Source organism: Micromonospora sp. NPDC048871, from assembly GCF_043198155.1.
GTDB lineage: Bacteria > Actinomycetota > Actinomycetes > Mycobacteriales > Micromonosporaceae > Micromonospora.
The window spans coordinates 84,584-100,136 of sequence record NZ_JBICUM010000012.1 but is presented as its reverse complement, the minus strand read 5'-3'; the positions used below and the strand labels follow the sequence as shown (position 1 = coordinate 100,136).

Sequence of the window (15,553 nt, the reverse complement as noted above, 5' to 3'; positions counted from 1 at the left end):
AGCGCGAGGAGTGAGCTTGCGAGCCCCGCAGTCGCGAACGGAGGGCGAGGTCTGTGAGCGCGAGGAGTGAGCTTGCGAGCCCCGCAGTCGCGAACGGAGGGCGAGGTCTGTGAGCGCGAGGAGTGAGCTTGCGAGCCCCGCAGTCGCGAACGACAGCGGCCCATGATGCGCCGGATCGCCGTCCTCGACGCGCCGAGCAACCTTGGCCTGCGCCCACCCACCCCCACCTCCGTTCCGGGCTGCGCCAAGGCCCCCGGCGCGCTACGTGACCAGGGCCTGCTGCCCCGGCTGCGGGCCCGCGACGCCGGCTGCCTGACCCCGCCTCGCTACGACGCCGGTGACTGGCGACCGGGGGACGGGGTGTGCCACGCACGGGAGATCGCCGACTACTCGGTGGCCCTGGCCGACCGGGTCGGCGCGATCATCGACCGGGGGGAGTTCCCCTTGGTCCTGGGCGGCGACTGCTCGATCATCCTCGGCACGGCTCTGGCCATGCACCGCCTGGGTGAGGAGATCGGCGGCCGGATCGGCCTGGTCTTCGTGGACGGTCACTCCGACTTCCGGCACCCTGGCAACGCCTCGTACGTGGGGGCTGCGGCCGGTGAGGATCTGGCCCTGGTCACCGGCCGGGGTCAGGCCGACCTGGCGGCCATCGAGGGACGCCGCCCCTACTTCCGGGACATCGACGTGGTGGTACTCGGCATCCGCGCCCAGGACGAGTACCGGCTCGATCTGCAAGCCGCCGGGATCATCACCCGTCCGGTGCCGGCGCTGCGCGCCGAGGGTGCCGCGCGTACCGCCCAGTGGGCGCACGAGCAGTTGGCCGACTGCGCCGGCTACTGGGTGCACGTCGACGTGGACGTACTCGACCCGGCCGTGATGCCCGCGGTCGACGCCCCCGATCCGGGCGGCATCGCCTTCGCCGAACTGGAGATCCTGCTCGCCGGCCTGGTCGACACCCCGCACTGCCTCGGCGTCGAGCTGACCGTCTTCGACCCCGACTACGACCCGGACGGCACGTACGCCGCCGAGATCGTCAACACCCTGGTAGCCGGCCTGCGCCCGGTCACCGCTCCCGGCTCCGCTCCGCCCCGACTGCGCGCGGAGCGGCCCGACCGTTCCGCTCCGGCGCCCCGGCTCCCGGTGGACCGGCCGGACATTGCCGTGCTGCCGGATACGGACGGCACGGACCCCGCAGACGAGCATGATCATGCCGCGCCCGGCCCAGGTGGCTTGACCGCCTGAGCGACAGCTCACCCACCCTTCAGGTGGTGGGTGAGTTGAGCCGCCGGCTAGGCGAAGACCACGAGGGGTTCACCAGGAGACGGTACGCCCACGAAGCATGCGGCGCTGACCCGCGAACCCTGGTCCACCCGGCGTACGCCGTGCACCCGGGCGGCGTCGAACATCAGCAGGTCACCCTGGCGCGGAGCGCAGGACCAGTGCGGCTCGCCCAGGTCGGCTCGATCGAGGCCGTAGTCGCTGCGGCGGTGGGCGTCGTAGCTGCCCTCGTCAGTCCACAAGGTCCAGAACTCCACCTCGCCGCCATTGTCCGGTGGCGGCACCTCCAGGTAGATGTTGGTGCCGATCCGTCGGCGGAGACGGTGGGCGGCCAACAGTGGGATCGCCCGCTGGTCTATGTGCGGGTTGGCGTGCCCACCCGCCGGCCAGCGGCGAATGATTCCGGGCAGCATCATCCGGCCCTCGTGGCGGGCCACCGTTGCACCATCCGGCCACGTCTCGTCCAGCCGCAACCGTAGGTCGTCGAGCGGGGAGAGTCGGCCGGCGAAGACCTCCCGCCGAATGAGCTCGGTGGTCTCGGCTGCGGTCGCCATGTAGCGGTCTTCGTTCGCAGTCGACTCGCCGGCTTCCCCGATCGAGGTGCCGATGCTCTGGAAGTCCCCGGTCAGCGTGTAACGGGATGCCTCGCATACCCGGACGACGGCGGGCAGGACCGCTCGGCACATCGCCGGTGGGTAAAAATGCCGAACCCAAATCGCATCCAGGTCACCATTGGCCAGTTGGTTCAGCGTTGTCGAGGTCAACTCCTGGGCATACTTCATGCTCAGACCGCGATCTCACCGTGCCAGACGGTGACCCCGCGCCCGCCGAGGCGGATGCGGTCTCCCTGCCGGGTCAACCGCAGGGTGCCGCCGCGCGTGGAGAGCTGCTCGGCGACCAACTCGTCGCGGTGTAGTCGCTCGGCCCACCAACTGCCGATGGTGCAGTGGGCAGAACCGGTGACCGGATCTTCGGGAACACCCACGGCGGGATAGAAGCATCGGCTGACGATCCGGTCACGCTCATCGTCGTATGCGGTGAGGATGACGCCGCGTACCGGGATCGAGGCCAGTAGCGAAAGGTCGGGGCGTGCGGCACGGACATCGTGTGGGCTGGCGACCTCGACGAGCAGGTCGGACACCCCGCGGGCCACGGTTACGACGGTGACGTCGTCGGCGAGGGCGCGACGGAGCTCGGGCGGTGCCGACACTGGTGTCGGCGGATCGGCCGGGAAGTCCATCTCGATCCAACCGTCCGGCGACACCGTGCAGGTCAGCTCTCCGCTGCGGGTACGGAAGCGGGTCGAACCGCCCAGCACGTGCGCGGTGGCGAGGGTCGCGTGGCCGCAGAGGTCCACCTCGACCGTCGGGGTGAACCAGCGCAACTGCCACCAACCGTCCTGTCCGGGCAGCGCGAATGCCGTCTCCGAATGTCGCATCTCGCTGGCGATGGCCTGCATCCAGGCGTCATCGCGCTGTTCATCGAGGATGACCACACCGGCCGGGTTGCCGCGGAACGGCTCGTCCGTGAAGGCGTCAACGACGAACAGTCGGGTGCCGTTCGTATTCATGGAACCTCCCTCGTCCGCGGAGCAGGCTGGCCAGGGCGGGGCCCCACCACGAACTCACCTGGGGTGGTCGGTCAATGCGGGAGCCGGAGTGGCGCCGCTGAAGTAGAGCTTGGGATCGACCTCGAGGGCGGATGTGTAGGCCCCGGACATTTCCCGAGCAATCTGCCGGAGTTCCTCGGGCACCGGCGCGCGCGTGGTTCCTAGGGTCTGTTCCGTCGTGACCGAAGCAGGAGCGACTGACCCCGCTGCGGTCTGGGTACTGGCGAACATGCCTACCCCCGTTTCGTCGGACCGGGTCGTTTCAGAATCTCCGGACGCGGCGGACACGACAACCACCATTCGGTGGATTCGGTTTGCGCGTCGTGCTGAATGACAGCTTTCCGACACCCGTGTCGAGTGATCGATGCTCATGTCTGCTTCTCCTGGTCGGTCTCAGCTAGCGGCTCCCGATCGGCCGTACCTGGTTGTGGTGGCACGAACCGCGTCAGCTTGTTCAGCGTCTCGCGGGTGGTCACCGTGTCGGGGTGTGCCTCGCCCAGCACCCGTTCGCGATCGAGGTGCAGTTGGGTCAACTCGGTCCGCGCGGTGTCGATCTTTCCTTGTTCTATGTGCACCTGGGCCAGCGTCCAACGCAGCCAAAGTACTTCTGGACGGTCCGCCTGGCCGGGCTCGACGCTGTTGAGCGCTGCCCCGATCTCCTGTTCGGCCTCCTCGTATCGAGACCGCTCGTAAAGGCACCGGGCCAGGCTCTGTCGAACGAACAGGGTCTCCGGCTCTGTGGGTGCCCAGTGGCGCATTCGGATCGCCAGGATCTCCCGCAGCATCGTCTCGGCTTCGGCGGTCCGGCCCTGGAGAAGGATCGCCCGAGCCAGGCTGTGCCGGATGACCATCGTGTCGGAATGCTCAGGCCCGCGAACCCTGTCCTCTGCGGCGACGATCGCGGTGAGTTCCTGTTCTGCCTCGGCCCACCGGCCGTTCTGCGCCATGATGGCGCGGGCGAGTTTGTGCCGGCTGGCCAGCGTGTCCGCGTGATTGGCGCCAAGTACGGCCGTCCGATCGGCGATCAGCTCGCGAAGGAGTTCCTCGGCGTCGTGCGGTCGCTGCAACTCCAGCGCCGCGCGGGCCAGTTCGTGCCGTAGCGCCAGCATCTCTCTGTCCGTCGGGTTCACATCGAACGCCTGGCAGCCGGCCACCACAGAAGCGAGCAACTCCTCGGCGGCAAGCGCCAGGCCGGTGGCGATCAGGTACCGCGCGGTCAGCCGTACCAGTTCCAGTGTTGCCAAGACGGTCACCCGCTCGTACCGCACTCCGCTGGTCAGCAGATAGTCCCGGGCGACCCCGATGGTGTGCGGAGCGATGAGGTACCAGCCGTCCCAGGCCGACTGCGCGTCCGGGTTTCGCTCTTTGACCGCCGCGGTCAGCATCTTGCTGATCAGGCTGTAGTACTCGTTGGTTCGTTGCCGGAGATCTGGGTGGTCGCGCATCATCCCGTGCACCAGTGGATGTAGCGACATGACGTGCCGGAAGTCCTCGTCGCGGACGGACTCCACCTCGTACAACTCGATCAGGGAGAGGTCGGCGAGACCTTCCAGCACGGTGAGTCGCTGTCGGCCGGTGAACTCGGAGAACAGCGGAGATCGCATCAGGGCCTGCTGGTCGAGCACCCGGTGGTAGGGCACGGGCGCGACGTTGAGGCAGGCGAGGACCCGCAGCAGATTGCCGGCCTGGGTCAGCCCTCGCCGAGCCAACAGGTCCAGGGAGATGTCGAAGACACTGCTGGTGACACCGAGGCCGGTCGGCTCGTCGAGTTCCCCTCGAGCACCTGGCGGTAGCGCGAAACGCTGTTGCAGGTCCTGTAGGTAACTGTCGAAATTCCGCAGCACCTGAGTGCCCTGCCAGACCCGCGTGGTGTGGACGGACTTCAGGTAGTCGCCGACGGCGCGTAGCGCGAGTGGCAGCCCACCGAGAGCGGCGCTGAGTCGCTGAGCCTGTTCCACGGTACCGGCCACGCTGCCGGCCCGGTCGAGCAGCACCAGGGCACCGTCCTGCTCACTCAGCGGCGGCACCGGGTGCCGCACCGACCAGGACGGCCAGGTGGTGCGGTCGCCGTCGCGGCTGGTGATGATCACGAGGTTGTCTGGGTCCGTCGGTGGGCGCAGCCAGCCGGTGCCGTCCGCGATGTCCTCGTCAACCGGGTCGAGCAACCGCGGTTCGTCGACGTTGTCGATGATGAGCACCCAACGCTGCTCGGCCTGGTTGAGGAAGCGCCAGACAAGGTCGGTCGCGCTTGAGCCGCCGGACCACGCCCGGTCCACCAGACCAGTCGGTGCACCGAGTCGACTGGCGACCTCACGCATGCCGGAACTCAATCGGAGCGCCGAGACCCACCAGACCTGGCGTCCCTGCCGGAGAGCGCGGCTTGCGATCTCCAGCGCCAGGTGACTCTTGCCGCTGCCGGGAAGACCGTGCAGAACGTGCACGGATGGGCCGCTCCGGCCGGTACGGAATTCGCCGGTGATCTCTTTGAGCAAGTCATCCCGCCCGTAGACGGGTGAGGTGAGGCGGGCCAGGGGTGGGTCGATGGAGATCCGGCCGGCCCGGTCCGGCCGGTCCAGGGCAGTGCTGCTCGCCGGTGCGGTCCTGACCGATGCAGGCGGCTTCGATGACGAGTCGGTCCGTTCCGCGGCGGGGGAGGCCGCAGGTTCGATCTCGGGTTCGCCGGGCTCCTCGGCCGCTGTCTGGATCTCTTTCTTGAGCGCCCGATAGCATGAGTCTTCGGGGGAACTGGGCCGGATCACCGAGAAATGATCACCGGGAAGAACGCCGGTCATGGTGAAGGTCCAGTTGGCGAGCACCGGCGGGACGATGTTGTCGGATATCCCAGCGTAGGTCGAGACGGGGATCGGCCATTCCGTGGCGGTGCGCTCGCGGGCCTGAAGTACGCCACGAATCACCGCGTTGTGGGTCTCGATGATTCCCTCGTGCAGTGGACGCAATTCCCGTTCCTGGGGACTGCGTCGTCGTAGGGTCAGTTTGCGCAACGAGCCGAGGAACTGTGACCCGGAATTCGGACAGGCGAACATCACCACCCGGCGGATCGGGGCCAACTCGTGACCGTGCGCCGCAGCCAGGGTGCGCGCCAGGAACCGTTGGACGATCAGACCACCCTGGCTGTGCGAGACGAGTACCACCAGCCGGGCGTCGGCCGGAAGATCGTCCCGCAGATATGTGCGCAGCCGGTCGGCGATGTCGTTGAGATGGGGAATCCGGCGGTCCGGCCGGAACCGAACGAGTTGCGAGGCGTACTCGAAGAAGTGAATCCGTAGCCCTGGCAGCTCTGGATCCTTGGACAGCAGCTCCGTCATCGGAAGCCAGGCGCGCCGGGAGGAGAGCAGGCCATGGACGAAGACGACGTCGATCCGGTTCACTTCGCCTCACCATCCCCGGCTGCGCCGGCAGGTGATCCGGCTGGTGCTCCCGTGCTGTTCGGGCGGTGACCGGCATTCGGCGGATCGGTTGGTCTGGTGGCCGCGAGGATGTCGACGACCACGCGGGTGAGCAGAGTCGCTACCGCCAACGCCAGGCAGACCGCCAGCAGCGTCCTGGGAACCGGACCGGGCGCCACGTAATCGGCGAGCACCAGTAGCGACAGGGTGAGGCCGCCCATGATCGTACTTACGATGAAAATGGAATATGCGCGTACCCGGGGTCGAGTCCAAAATCTGACACCATCGGGATCCTCGCGCCGGGTGTGCCGGTTCTGCTGGCCCAGTCGGTCGAGGAAGCGGGATTCCCAGATCAACGCGAGCATCAACACCGGTAGTACCTGGGCGCTGGTTGCATAGAAGTCAGGGAACAACGTGGACCTCCGCTGGGGTCGGAAGTCTTATCATCCGCTGCTCTGGCGCAGGCATGGATCGCACGATTGGTTGACATCATATCGGCGTATGTCGCGCGGAGCCGCATGAATGGTGGTCAGCGATGGTACGGCAATTGCGCCCGCGAACCGGCCGAATTCGCGTGCGGGATGGATGGCCGATCGCTGTCGGGTGAATGATTCCGGAGCGTGACCAGGTGGGGTGGCGGAGCCTGTCCGCGTGCGGGTCCCGTTGATCTGCGGATAGGCCGTCACCTCGGTAGATCTTGCGTAGGCCGACCCGTGACGATCCGTAGTCGGGTTGGGTTGGCCGGGTGAGGAAAGCGGTAGGTCCGCCGGTCAGGAGAGGGCGCGGAGGAAGCGCTCGGCGATCGGGACGGCCGTGCCGCTGCCGGAGCCGCCCTTCTCGACGAAGACCGCGAAGGCCACCTCGCCCTGCCAGCCGATGAACCAGGCGTGGGTGTTCTTCGGGTTGTTGTCGTACTCGGCGGTGCCGGTCTTGCCGTGCACCGGTTCGCCGGGCACATCCTTCAGGGCGCTGCCGGTGCCGCTGGTGACGACGGTACGCATCATCTCGCGGATGGCCGCTACGGCCTCGGGCTTCAACTCCGGGCCCGGCTCACCGGCCGCCTCCGGGGCCGGGTCCAGGACCAGCTTCGGTGGGGTGAAGGCACCCTTGGCCACCGCTGCGGTCGCCGCGGCCATGGCCAGTGGGCTGACCACCGTGGTGCCCTGCCCGATCGCGGCGGCGGCCTGTTCGGTGGCGCCACCACCGGCGGAGACCTTACCGGTGAAGGCGTCCAGTCCCACCTGCCATTGACCCTCCAGGCCCAGGTTGCGGCCGGTGGCGGCCAGTCCGTCGGGGCCGAGTTGCGGGGCCAGGGCGGCGAAGGCGGTGTTGCAGGACTTGGCGAAGTTGGTGCGGAACGGCACCTCGCCGAGTTCGAAGTCGTTGGAGTTCTTGAAGGACCGGCCGTCGACGACGAGGGTCTTCGGGCAGTCCACGTCCGTGTCCGGGGTTACCGTGCCGCGTTCGACCAGGCCGAGCGCGCTGACCATCTTGAAGGTGGAACCCGGCGGCACCTGGGCGGTGAAGGCCAGGTTCTCCCCGGCGGCGCCGGGGCCGTTGGCGGCGGCGAGGATCGCGCCGTCGCTGATCCGTACGGCGACCAGGGCGGAGCGTCGTCGTTCGGCCCGCAAGGCCTGGTCGGCGGCCTTCTGGGTGGCGACGTCGAGGGTCGTCTTGACCGGTTTGCCGGGCTGCGCCTCGCGCTGGAACACCTCGGTGTCGGTGGGCACCAGGGTCCCGTCCGGCCCGGGCCGCTTGATGATCACGGTGAGGCCGGGGACGCCGCGCAAGTGCTCGTCCCAGCGGCCCTGCAACCCGCCGTGCCCGACCAGGTCGCCGGGGGAGTAGCGGTCCGGATGCTTGGCCAGGTCCTCGGCGTGCGCGGGATCGACCGTGCCCAGCACCGCCCGGGCGAACTCCCGGGTCGGGGCCAGGTCTAGCTTGTCGCTCTGGAACTTCGTCCCCGGCAGGTCGTAGATTCGCGACCGGATCTGCCGGTACGCCTCGTCGCGGAGGGTCACCACCTCCACGAAGGCGTCCGGTTTCGCCTCGGCCAGCCGCTTCGGCAGACCCGACAGGTCGACCGGTGGTGTGATCGCCGGGCGGATCGCCCGGAAGGCGGCCTCCAGATCACGGGTCACCGCCTTGACGTCGGTGACCTCGCTGGGTTGCAGCCCTACCCGGACCACCTCGCGGGGGGCCACGATCGGCTGGTCGTCGGCGTCGAGCACGCTGGCCCGGGGGGCCCGATCCCGCCGCAGCCCCAGCCGGTCACCCCGGGTGAGCTGCTCCTGGACGATCTGCGGCTCCCAGATCACCTGCCACTGGTCGTCGCGGCCCTGGGTGAGTCGTACCGGCCGGTCGTAGGTCCAGGTGGTCTCGCCCGGCAGGGTCCATTCCAGGCGTACGGTCGCGGTGGCGGTGTTCTGCACGATCGTCGGCTCGCCCTGCCGGGCCAGGGTGAGCGGGGCGTCCACCAGTTCGCCGGAGAGTTCCCGGATCTCCTGGACGACCGTGCCGGCGGGGATCTTGGCGCCGGTCGGGTCGACGAAGCCGATCGAGTTCAGGTCGCCGGAGCGCCAGCCGGTGAGGAAGGCATCGACGGTGCGTTCCGGGCCGTCCTCGCCGGAGCAGGCGACCAGGCCCGCCGAGGCGACGAGACAGGCGACCGTGGCGGCGAGTCGTGACCATTGGTGACGCTGTCGGTGCGGCCGGTGCATCAGAACTGGTTCCTCCCCGTAAGGCTGCCCTGCACCGTAGTACCTCCCGAGCGTCCGTACCGCCCCGGTCGGCTGGGGTTGGGCGAAAAGACGGGCCGGTCACGGTGTGAGGAACAACATGAGCTGGGGTACTCCTGATCCGGCCGAACCTCGTACCGCAACGGGTGAAAGGACGACCGTCCTGATCCGGAAGGCCGGCCACAGGTCCGCCGACGGACGACCCGGTCGGTCGGCCTAGGCTTGGCGGCAGAGTGATCCACAACGCAGTGGGTCGAGGGGAGTGGCACCGATGGACCGGCGTCCGGCGATAGAACCGGGACCCGACCTCCGGCAGGATGACACCGGCCGGGACGACAGCTTCGACACGGCGACCGACGGAGACGGCTACGGCCGACTCGATTCAGGAGTGACCGGCATGACCGGTTCGAGTATCGACACCCTCTACGACCTGGGTCTGCCACCAGAGGCGCTGGCAGGCGACGTGGAGGACGCCGAACTCGACGAGCAGGTACCCAATGCCGAACGACTGGTGGCCCAGGCGGTCGCGCTGGCCGGGGACGACCATGACGCGGCTACCCTGGTGGGGCGTTTCTGGCGGTTCGCGCCGGACGAGGAGCTGATCGGCTTCACCGCCGAGGAGATGCTCGAAGCCGCCCGAGAGCACCGGGAGTTGGCCGAGCAGCGGGTACCGGGCGAGTTGAAGCTGCGGATCCACTCACCCGACGAGGAGCAGCACCACAGCGTCATCGAGATCGTCACCGACGACATGCCTTTCCTGGTGGACTCGGTGACCGCCCTGCTCAACAGTCACCACCTGGACGTGCACCTGCTGGTGCACCCGTTGGTGGTGGTGCGCCGGGAGCCGCTGGGGCGGCTGGTCGAGGTGGCCGCCGACGTGGAGCCGGACGACGCGATCGCCGGTGATCTGGTCGAGAGCTGGATGCACATCGAGGTCGACCCGATCCGTGATCCGGCGGAGCGGGACCGGCTGCGCCGCGAGTTGCAGCGGGTGCTGACCGATGTGCGGGAGGCCGTCGAAGACTGGCCGAAGATGCGCCAGCAGGCCCTCTCCCTGGCCGACGAGTTGGCCGCCGCGCGGACCAGTGACAACCGGCCACCGGTGCCGGAGAAGGACATCACCGACTCGGTGGAGTTGCTGCGCTGGCTGGCGCACGACCACTTCACCTTCCTGGGCTACCGGGAGTACCGGCTGGTGCCGGACTCGGAGAAGGGCGGGCCGGCCCTGGAGGCCGTGCTCGGCACCGGGCTGGGCATTCTGCGGCAGGACTCGCCGGAGGCGCGGGCCCTGTCCTCGATGACCCCGGAGGCGCACGAGAAGGTCACCGAGAAGCGCCTGCTGATCATCACCAAGGCGAACTCCCGGGCCACCGTGCACCGCTCGGCGTACCTGGACTACATCGGTTTCAAGATCTTCGACGAGAACGGTGCGGTGGTCGGGGAGCGCCGCTTCCTGGGCCTGTTCTCCACGGCCGCGTACCGGACCAGCGTGCAGGAGCTGCCGGTGGTCCGCCGTAAGGTCGCCGAGGTGCTGGACCGCTCCGGCCTGAGCCAGCGCAGCCACTCCGGCAAGGACCTGCTCCAGATCCTGGAGACCTACCCGCGCGACGAGCTGTTCCAGATCAAGACCGACGACCTGTACCACGCGGTGATCGGTGTGCTGCGGATGGCCGGTCGTCGGCAGTTGCGGGTGTTCCTGCGCCGGGACGCGTACGGGCGGTTCATCTCCTGCCTGATCTACCTGCCCCGGGACCGGTTCACCACCCAGAACCGGCTGCGCATGCAGGACATCCTGCTGCGGGAGCTCAACGGGGTCGGGGTGGACTACACCACCCGGGTCACCGAGTCGATGCTGGCCCGGGTGCACTTCATCGTGCGGACCGACCCGACCAACCCGCCCGGGGAGATCGACGCCGACCTGCTGGCCGAGGAACTGGCCGACGCCACCCGGCTGTGGGACGACGACTACCGGCTGGTGCTGGAACGCAAGCTCGGTGACGAGCAGGCCAAGCACCTGTTCGTCCGGTACGCCGACGCCTTCCCGGAGGGCTACAAGGACGGGCACACCCCGTACGAGGCGATGAAGGATCTGGCCAAGCTGGAGCTGCTGGAGGAGCCCGGCCAGCTGGAGATGCACCTGTTCCGCAAGCAGCCGCTGCCGCGCGCGGTCGCCCGGGGAGCGGACCTCGACGACGCGATGGACGTCCGGTTCAAGGTCTACCGGTACGGCGAGCCGATGATGCTCTCGGCGGTGCTGCCGGTGCTGCACTCCCTCGGGGTGCAGGTGGTCGACGAGCACCCGTACGAGGTGGAACGGGTCGACGGGCGGATCTGGCTGTACGACTTCGGTCTGCGGCTGCCCGAGGGCCACCAGGACCTGGCCGAGGTGCGTCCGCACGTGGAGAACGCCTTCGCGGCGGCGTGGCGGGGCGAGGCCGAGGTGGACGGCTTCAACGAGCTGGTGCTGCGCGCCGGGCTCACCTGGCGGCAGGTCGTGGTGCTGCGGGCGTACGCGAAGTACCTGCGGCAGGCCGGCACGGTCTTCTCCCAGGACTACATGGAGTCGACCTTCATCGCGTACCCGCACCTGGCCCGGCTGCTGGTGCAGCTGTTCGAGACCCGGTTCGAGCCGGGGGCCCTCAGCAGCGAGCAGCGGGAGCAGCGCAGCGCGGAGCTGGTCGCCGGGCTGACCTCCGCCCTGGACGACGTGGCCAGCCTCGATCAGGACCGCATCCTGCGGGCGTACCTGACCCTGATCCAGGCCACCCTGCGGACCAGCTTCTACCAGAAGCCGGTGGGTGGGCGGCCCAAGGCGTACGTGGCCTTCAAGCTGGATCCGCAGGCCATTCCGGACCTGCCCGCGCCTCGGCCGAAGTTCGAGGTCTTCGTGTACTCGCCCCGCTTCGAGGGGGTGCACCTGCGGTACGGGCCGGTGGCCCGGGGTGGTCTGCGCTGGTCGGACCGGCGGGAGGACTTCCGCACCGAGGTGCTCGGCCTGGTCAAGGCGCAGATGGTGAAGAACGCCGTGATCGTGCCGGTGGGCGCCAAGGGCGGCTTCGTGCTCAAACAGAAGCCGGGAGACCGCGACGAGGCGGTGGCCTGCTACAAGGACTTCGTCGGGGCCCTGCTCGACGTCACGGACAACATCGTGGCCGGGGAGATCGTGCCGCCGGAGGACGTGGTCCGGCACGACGGCGACGACCCGTACATGGTGGTGGCGGCCGACAAGGGCACGGCCACCTTCTCCGACATCGCCAACGAGGTCTCCGTAGCGCACAACTTCTGGTTGGGTGACGCCTTCGCCTCGGGTGGCTCGGCCGGGTACGACCACAAGAAGATGGGCATCACCGCCCGGGGGGCCTGGGAGTCGGTCAAGCGGCACTTCCGCGAGATGGGCCATGACACCCAGAGCCAGGACTTCACCGTGGTCGGTGTGGGCGACATGTCCGGTGACGTTTTCGGCAACGGCATGCTGTTGTCGGAGCACATCCGGCTGGTGGCCGCCTTCGACCACCGGCACATCTTCCTGGACCCGGATCCGGAGGCGGCGGCCTCGTACGTCGAGCGGCGGCGGCTGTTCGAGCTGGCCCGCTCCACCTGGGAGGACTACAACCCCGAGCTGATCTCGGCCGGTGGTGGGGTCTATTCCCGTACGGCCAAGTCGGTGCCGATCTCCCCGCAGGTGCGGGCGGTGCTCGGGTTGGACGACGATGTCGAGCAGCTCAGCCCGCAGGAGCTGATGAAGGCCATCCTCACCGCTCCGGTGGATCTGTTCTGGAACGGCGGCATCGGCACCTACGTCAAGGCCTCCACCCAGAGCAACGCGGAGGTGGGCGACAAGTCCAACGACGCGATCCGGGTCAACGGCAAGGACCTGCGCTGCCGGGTGGTCGGTGAGGGCGGCAACCTGGGCTTCACCCAGCACGGCCGGATCGAGTACGCCCGCACGGGCGGTCGGATCTACACCGACTTCATCGACAACGCGGCCGGGGTGGACTGCTCCGACCACGAGGTGAACATCAAGATCCTGCTGAACACCGCGGTCGCCGACGGGGAGCTCGACGTCCCCGAGCGCGACGAGCTGCTGGCCGCGATGACCGACGAGGTCGCCGAGCTGGTGCTGCGGGACAACTACGACCAGGCCCGCGCGATCAACAACTCGCAGGCCCAGGCCGCCTCGCTGCTGCCGGTGCACCGGCGGATGATCAGTGAGCTGGAGCGGTCCGGCATCCTGAACCGGGCCCTGGAGGGGCTGCCGTCGGACGAGGAACTGGCGGTACGCACCGAGTCCGGGCTGACCGCGCCGGAGTTCGCGGTGCTGCTGGCGTACGTGAAGATCGCCCTGGAGAAGGAGATCCTCACCGAAGGGCTGGCTGACGAGGAGTGGACCAACAAGGTGTTGGTCAACTACTTCCCCTCGCCGATGCGCGAGCGGTTCGCCGAGCGGATGGGGCGGCACCGGCTGCGTCGCGACATCGTGACCACCGTGCTGGTCAACGAGGCGGTCAACCGGGGCGGCATCTCCTTCATCTTCCGGGTGGTCGAGGAGACCGCCGCGCCGGCCGCGGACGTCATCCGGGCGTACGTGGTGGTCCGTGAGGTGTTCGGGCTGCGGGCACTCTGGGACGCGGTCGAGGCCCTGGACAACAAGGTCGACCCGCAGTTGCAGACCGACGTCTACCTGGACACCCGGCGGCTGCTGGACCGGGCGGTGCGTTGGCTGGTGACCAACCGTCGGTCCCCGATCGACGTGCGGGCCGAGATCGAGCGGCTGCGCGACGGGGTGGCCAAGCTGCTGCCGGAGCTGGAGACCCTGTTCTACGGCAGCGAGCGGGAGGCGATCGCCGCCCACATCGACACGATGACCGAGCGGGGCCTGCCGCGGGAACTGGCCGAGCAGAGTACCCGGCTGATGTACAGCTTCGGTCTGCTCGACGTGGTGGAGACCGCGGCCGGTTCCGAGCGGGAGGTGAGCGAGGTGGCCTCGATCTACTTCGTGCTCTCCGACCGGTTCCGGGTGGACTCGCTGCTGTCGAAGATCTCCCTGCTGCCCCGCGAGGACCGGTGGCAGACCCTGGCCCGGATGGCGCTGCGCTACGACCTGTACGCCGCGCTGGCCGCGCTCACCGCCGAGGTGCTCGACTCCACGCCCGCCGACCTGCCGCCGCTGGAGCGGGTGCAGCAGTGGGTGGAGTCGAACGCCACCTCGATCCATCGGGCGGAGCGGGCGATGGGGGAGTTCGACGAGTCCCGGGCCGACCTGGCGGCCCTGTCGGTCCTGCTGCGGCAGATCCGCACCCTGGTGCGTACCTCGGCCGCCGCCTGATCGATGGACGAAGCGTGGCCCGGCGGGAAACCGCCGGGCCACGCCGCTGTCCGGGGGTGGTCAGGAGTGCAGGGAGGCGAAGACGATCACGTTGTCGGGGTAGTCGCCGGTGGCGTCGTCGAACTGGCCCCCGCAGGTGATCACACGTAGTCCCGGCCGGTCGTTGGGGCCGTAGACCTGCTCGGTGGGGAAGGCGTTCTTCGGGTGGGAGACCACCGAGTCCACCTGAAAGGTGGCGGGCTGGCCGTCCGCGCGGTCGACAGTGATGGTGTCGCCGGGTTTCAGGGCGCCGAGGGAGAAGAAGACGGCCGGCCCGATGGCGGCCGAGTCGACATGCCCGACGATGACCGCGTTGCCCACCTCGCCGGGGCTCGGCCCGGGTTCGTACCACCCGGCCAGCAGTGCCTGGTCCAACGGCGGGACCTGGACCGTACCGTCGGGATTGGTGCCCAGCGGCATGATCTTCGCGTTGACGCCGATGCGGGGAATGCGGACCGTGGTGGGCGCGGACCGGGGCAGCCCGACCGGGGCCCGAGCGCCGCCGAGGTCGGCGTCGTCGAAGGGGGCCTCGACCGAGGGGGTGGCGCCCACCCGAGTCACCGGCTGGGGTGGGCGGACCGTTCCGGTGCCCTTCAAGGCGGCGCCGATCAGCCCGGCGCCCACCATCGCCAGGAGGACGACGAAAGCGGCGCCGACGGCGCGCCACGGTTTACCGTGGCGGCCGTCGGCCCGTCTCGTCGTCGCGTCAGGCCGCGAATTCATCGGTCCGACGACGACGCAGCAGCACCAGGCCGCCGAGAGCCGCCGCGCCGACCAGGCCGGCCCCGGCGGTGGCCATGTCACGGTCGGTGCCGGCGGTCAGGCCACCGTCACCACCGTCGACCCCACCCTTCGGCAATACGACCAGTTCGCCCTCCCCGCAGGAGCCCTCCAGCTTGTACGTGCCGGGCTTGGCGTCCTTGGCGATCCGGGCCTCGCCGTAGTAGACGAAGTCCTTCTTGTGCTCCCAACGGTCGCCCTTGTCCGCGCCGTACTCGTCACGGTCCTTCCAGTCGCGCCCACCCTCGGCGTGCTGGCCGTGCTCGTCGCTCTTCCCGCTGCCTTCCCCGTCGGCGGCCGCACCCCCGCCGGCACCCTGCTGGGAAGCCTCCTCGCGGTCCTGCCACTCGCCCTTGTCTTCGCCGGGCTTCCA

At 69.0% G+C, this 15,553-nt stretch carries 8 protein-coding genes and 1 pseudogene; 2 read left to right on the top strand and 7 right to left on the bottom strand.

Annotation, left to right across the window (positions count from 1 at the left end):
- Nucleotides 1–162 precede the first annotated feature (162 nt).
- Entirely contained in the window at nt 163–1,245 is a 1,083-nt protein-coding gene (locus tag ACGFIK_RS22850; protein ID WP_327024355.1) for an arginase family protein, read from the top strand.
- A 47-nt stretch (nt 1,246–1,292) separates the two neighbouring features.
- Here ACGFIK_RS22850 and ACGFIK_RS22845 read toward each other — a convergent pair whose 3' ends face one another.
- The 5 genes from ACGFIK_RS22845 to ACGFIK_RS22825 all read right to left on the bottom strand — a co-directional run bounded on the left by ACGFIK_RS22845 (nt 1,293) and on the right by ACGFIK_RS22825 (nt 9,017).
- Entirely contained in the window at nt 1,293–1,967 is a 675-nt protein-coding gene (locus tag ACGFIK_RS22845; RefSeq protein WP_327024356.1) for a 2OG-Fe(II) oxygenase, read from the bottom strand.
- Nucleotides 1,968–2,065: 98 nt separating this feature from the next.
- Nucleotides 2,066–2,851: a PhzF family phenazine biosynthesis protein gene (locus ACGFIK_RS22840; RefSeq protein WP_327024357.1), complete on the bottom strand. Its 786-nt coding sequence runs from the start codon at nt 2,849–2,851 to the stop codon at nt 2,066–2,068.
- 407 nt (nt 2,852–3,258) lie between these two features.
- Nucleotides 3,259–6,279, bottom strand: a complete 3,021-nt coding sequence (locus ACGFIK_RS22835; protein ID WP_393341216.1) for an alpha/beta fold hydrolase — start codon at nt 6,277–6,279, stop codon at nt 3,259–3,261.
- Nucleotides 6,276–6,710 (bottom strand): hypothetical protein, encoded by a 435-nt coding sequence (locus tag ACGFIK_RS22830; RefSeq protein ID WP_327024360.1) that lies wholly within the window; start codon nt 6,708–6,710, stop codon nt 6,276–6,278. Before ACGFIK_RS22830 ends, ACGFIK_RS22835 begins: the two co-directional genes overlap by 4 nt.
- Nucleotides 6,711–7,067: 357 nt before the next feature.
- Entirely contained in the window at nt 7,068–9,017 is a 1,950-nt protein-coding gene (locus tag ACGFIK_RS22825; RefSeq protein ID WP_393341214.1) for a penicillin-binding transpeptidase domain-containing protein, read from the bottom strand.
- A 289-nt stretch (nt 9,018–9,306) separates the two neighbouring features.
- On the opposite strand from ACGFIK_RS22825, the gene ACGFIK_RS22820 reads away from it, so the two are divergent.
- Nucleotides 9,307–14,361: an NAD-glutamate dehydrogenase gene (locus tag ACGFIK_RS22820; protein WP_393341212.1), complete on the top strand. Its 5,055-nt coding sequence runs from the start codon at nt 9,307–9,309 to the stop codon at nt 14,359–14,361.
- Between the two features lie 60 nt (nt 14,362–14,421).
- On the opposite strand, the gene ACGFIK_RS22815 is transcribed toward ACGFIK_RS22820, so the two are convergent.
- Both ACGFIK_RS22815 and ACGFIK_RS22810 read right to left on the bottom strand, forming a co-directional pair.
- Nucleotides 14,422–15,123: a class F sortase gene (locus tag ACGFIK_RS22815; protein WP_327024363.1), complete on the bottom strand. Its 702-nt coding sequence runs from the start codon at nt 15,121–15,123 to the stop codon at nt 14,422–14,424.
- Nucleotides 15,107–15,553: pseudogene (locus ACGFIK_RS22810) on the bottom strand (hypothetical protein); the annotation flags it as partial. The gene ACGFIK_RS22815 and the pseudogene ACGFIK_RS22810, both read right to left, overlap by 17 nt.

Bases quoted from the DNA above. Each gene is read 5' to 3' on its own strand.
- ACGFIK_RS22840 (WP_327024357.1), bottom strand. From the start codon at position 2,851: ATGAATACGAACGGCACCCGACTGTTCGTCGTTGACGCCTTCACGGAC.
- ACGFIK_RS22815 (WP_327024363.1), bottom strand. From the start codon at position 15,123: ATGAATTCGCGGCCTGACGCGACGACGAGACGGGCCGACGGCCGCCAC.
- ACGFIK_RS22850 (WP_327024355.1), top strand. From the start codon at position 163: ATGATGCGCCGGATCGCCGTCCTCGACGCGCCGAGCAACCTTGGCCTG.
- ACGFIK_RS22825 (WP_393341214.1), bottom strand. From the start codon at position 9,017: ATGCACCGGCCGCACCGACAGCGTCACCAATGGTCACGACTCGCCGCC.
- ACGFIK_RS22845 (WP_327024356.1), bottom strand. From the start codon at position 1,967: ATGTGCCGAGCGGTCCTGCCCGCCGTCGTCCGGGTATGCGAGGCATCC.
- ACGFIK_RS22820 (WP_393341212.1), top strand. From the start codon at position 9,307: ATGGACCGGCGTCCGGCGATAGAACCGGGACCCGACCTCCGGCAGGAT.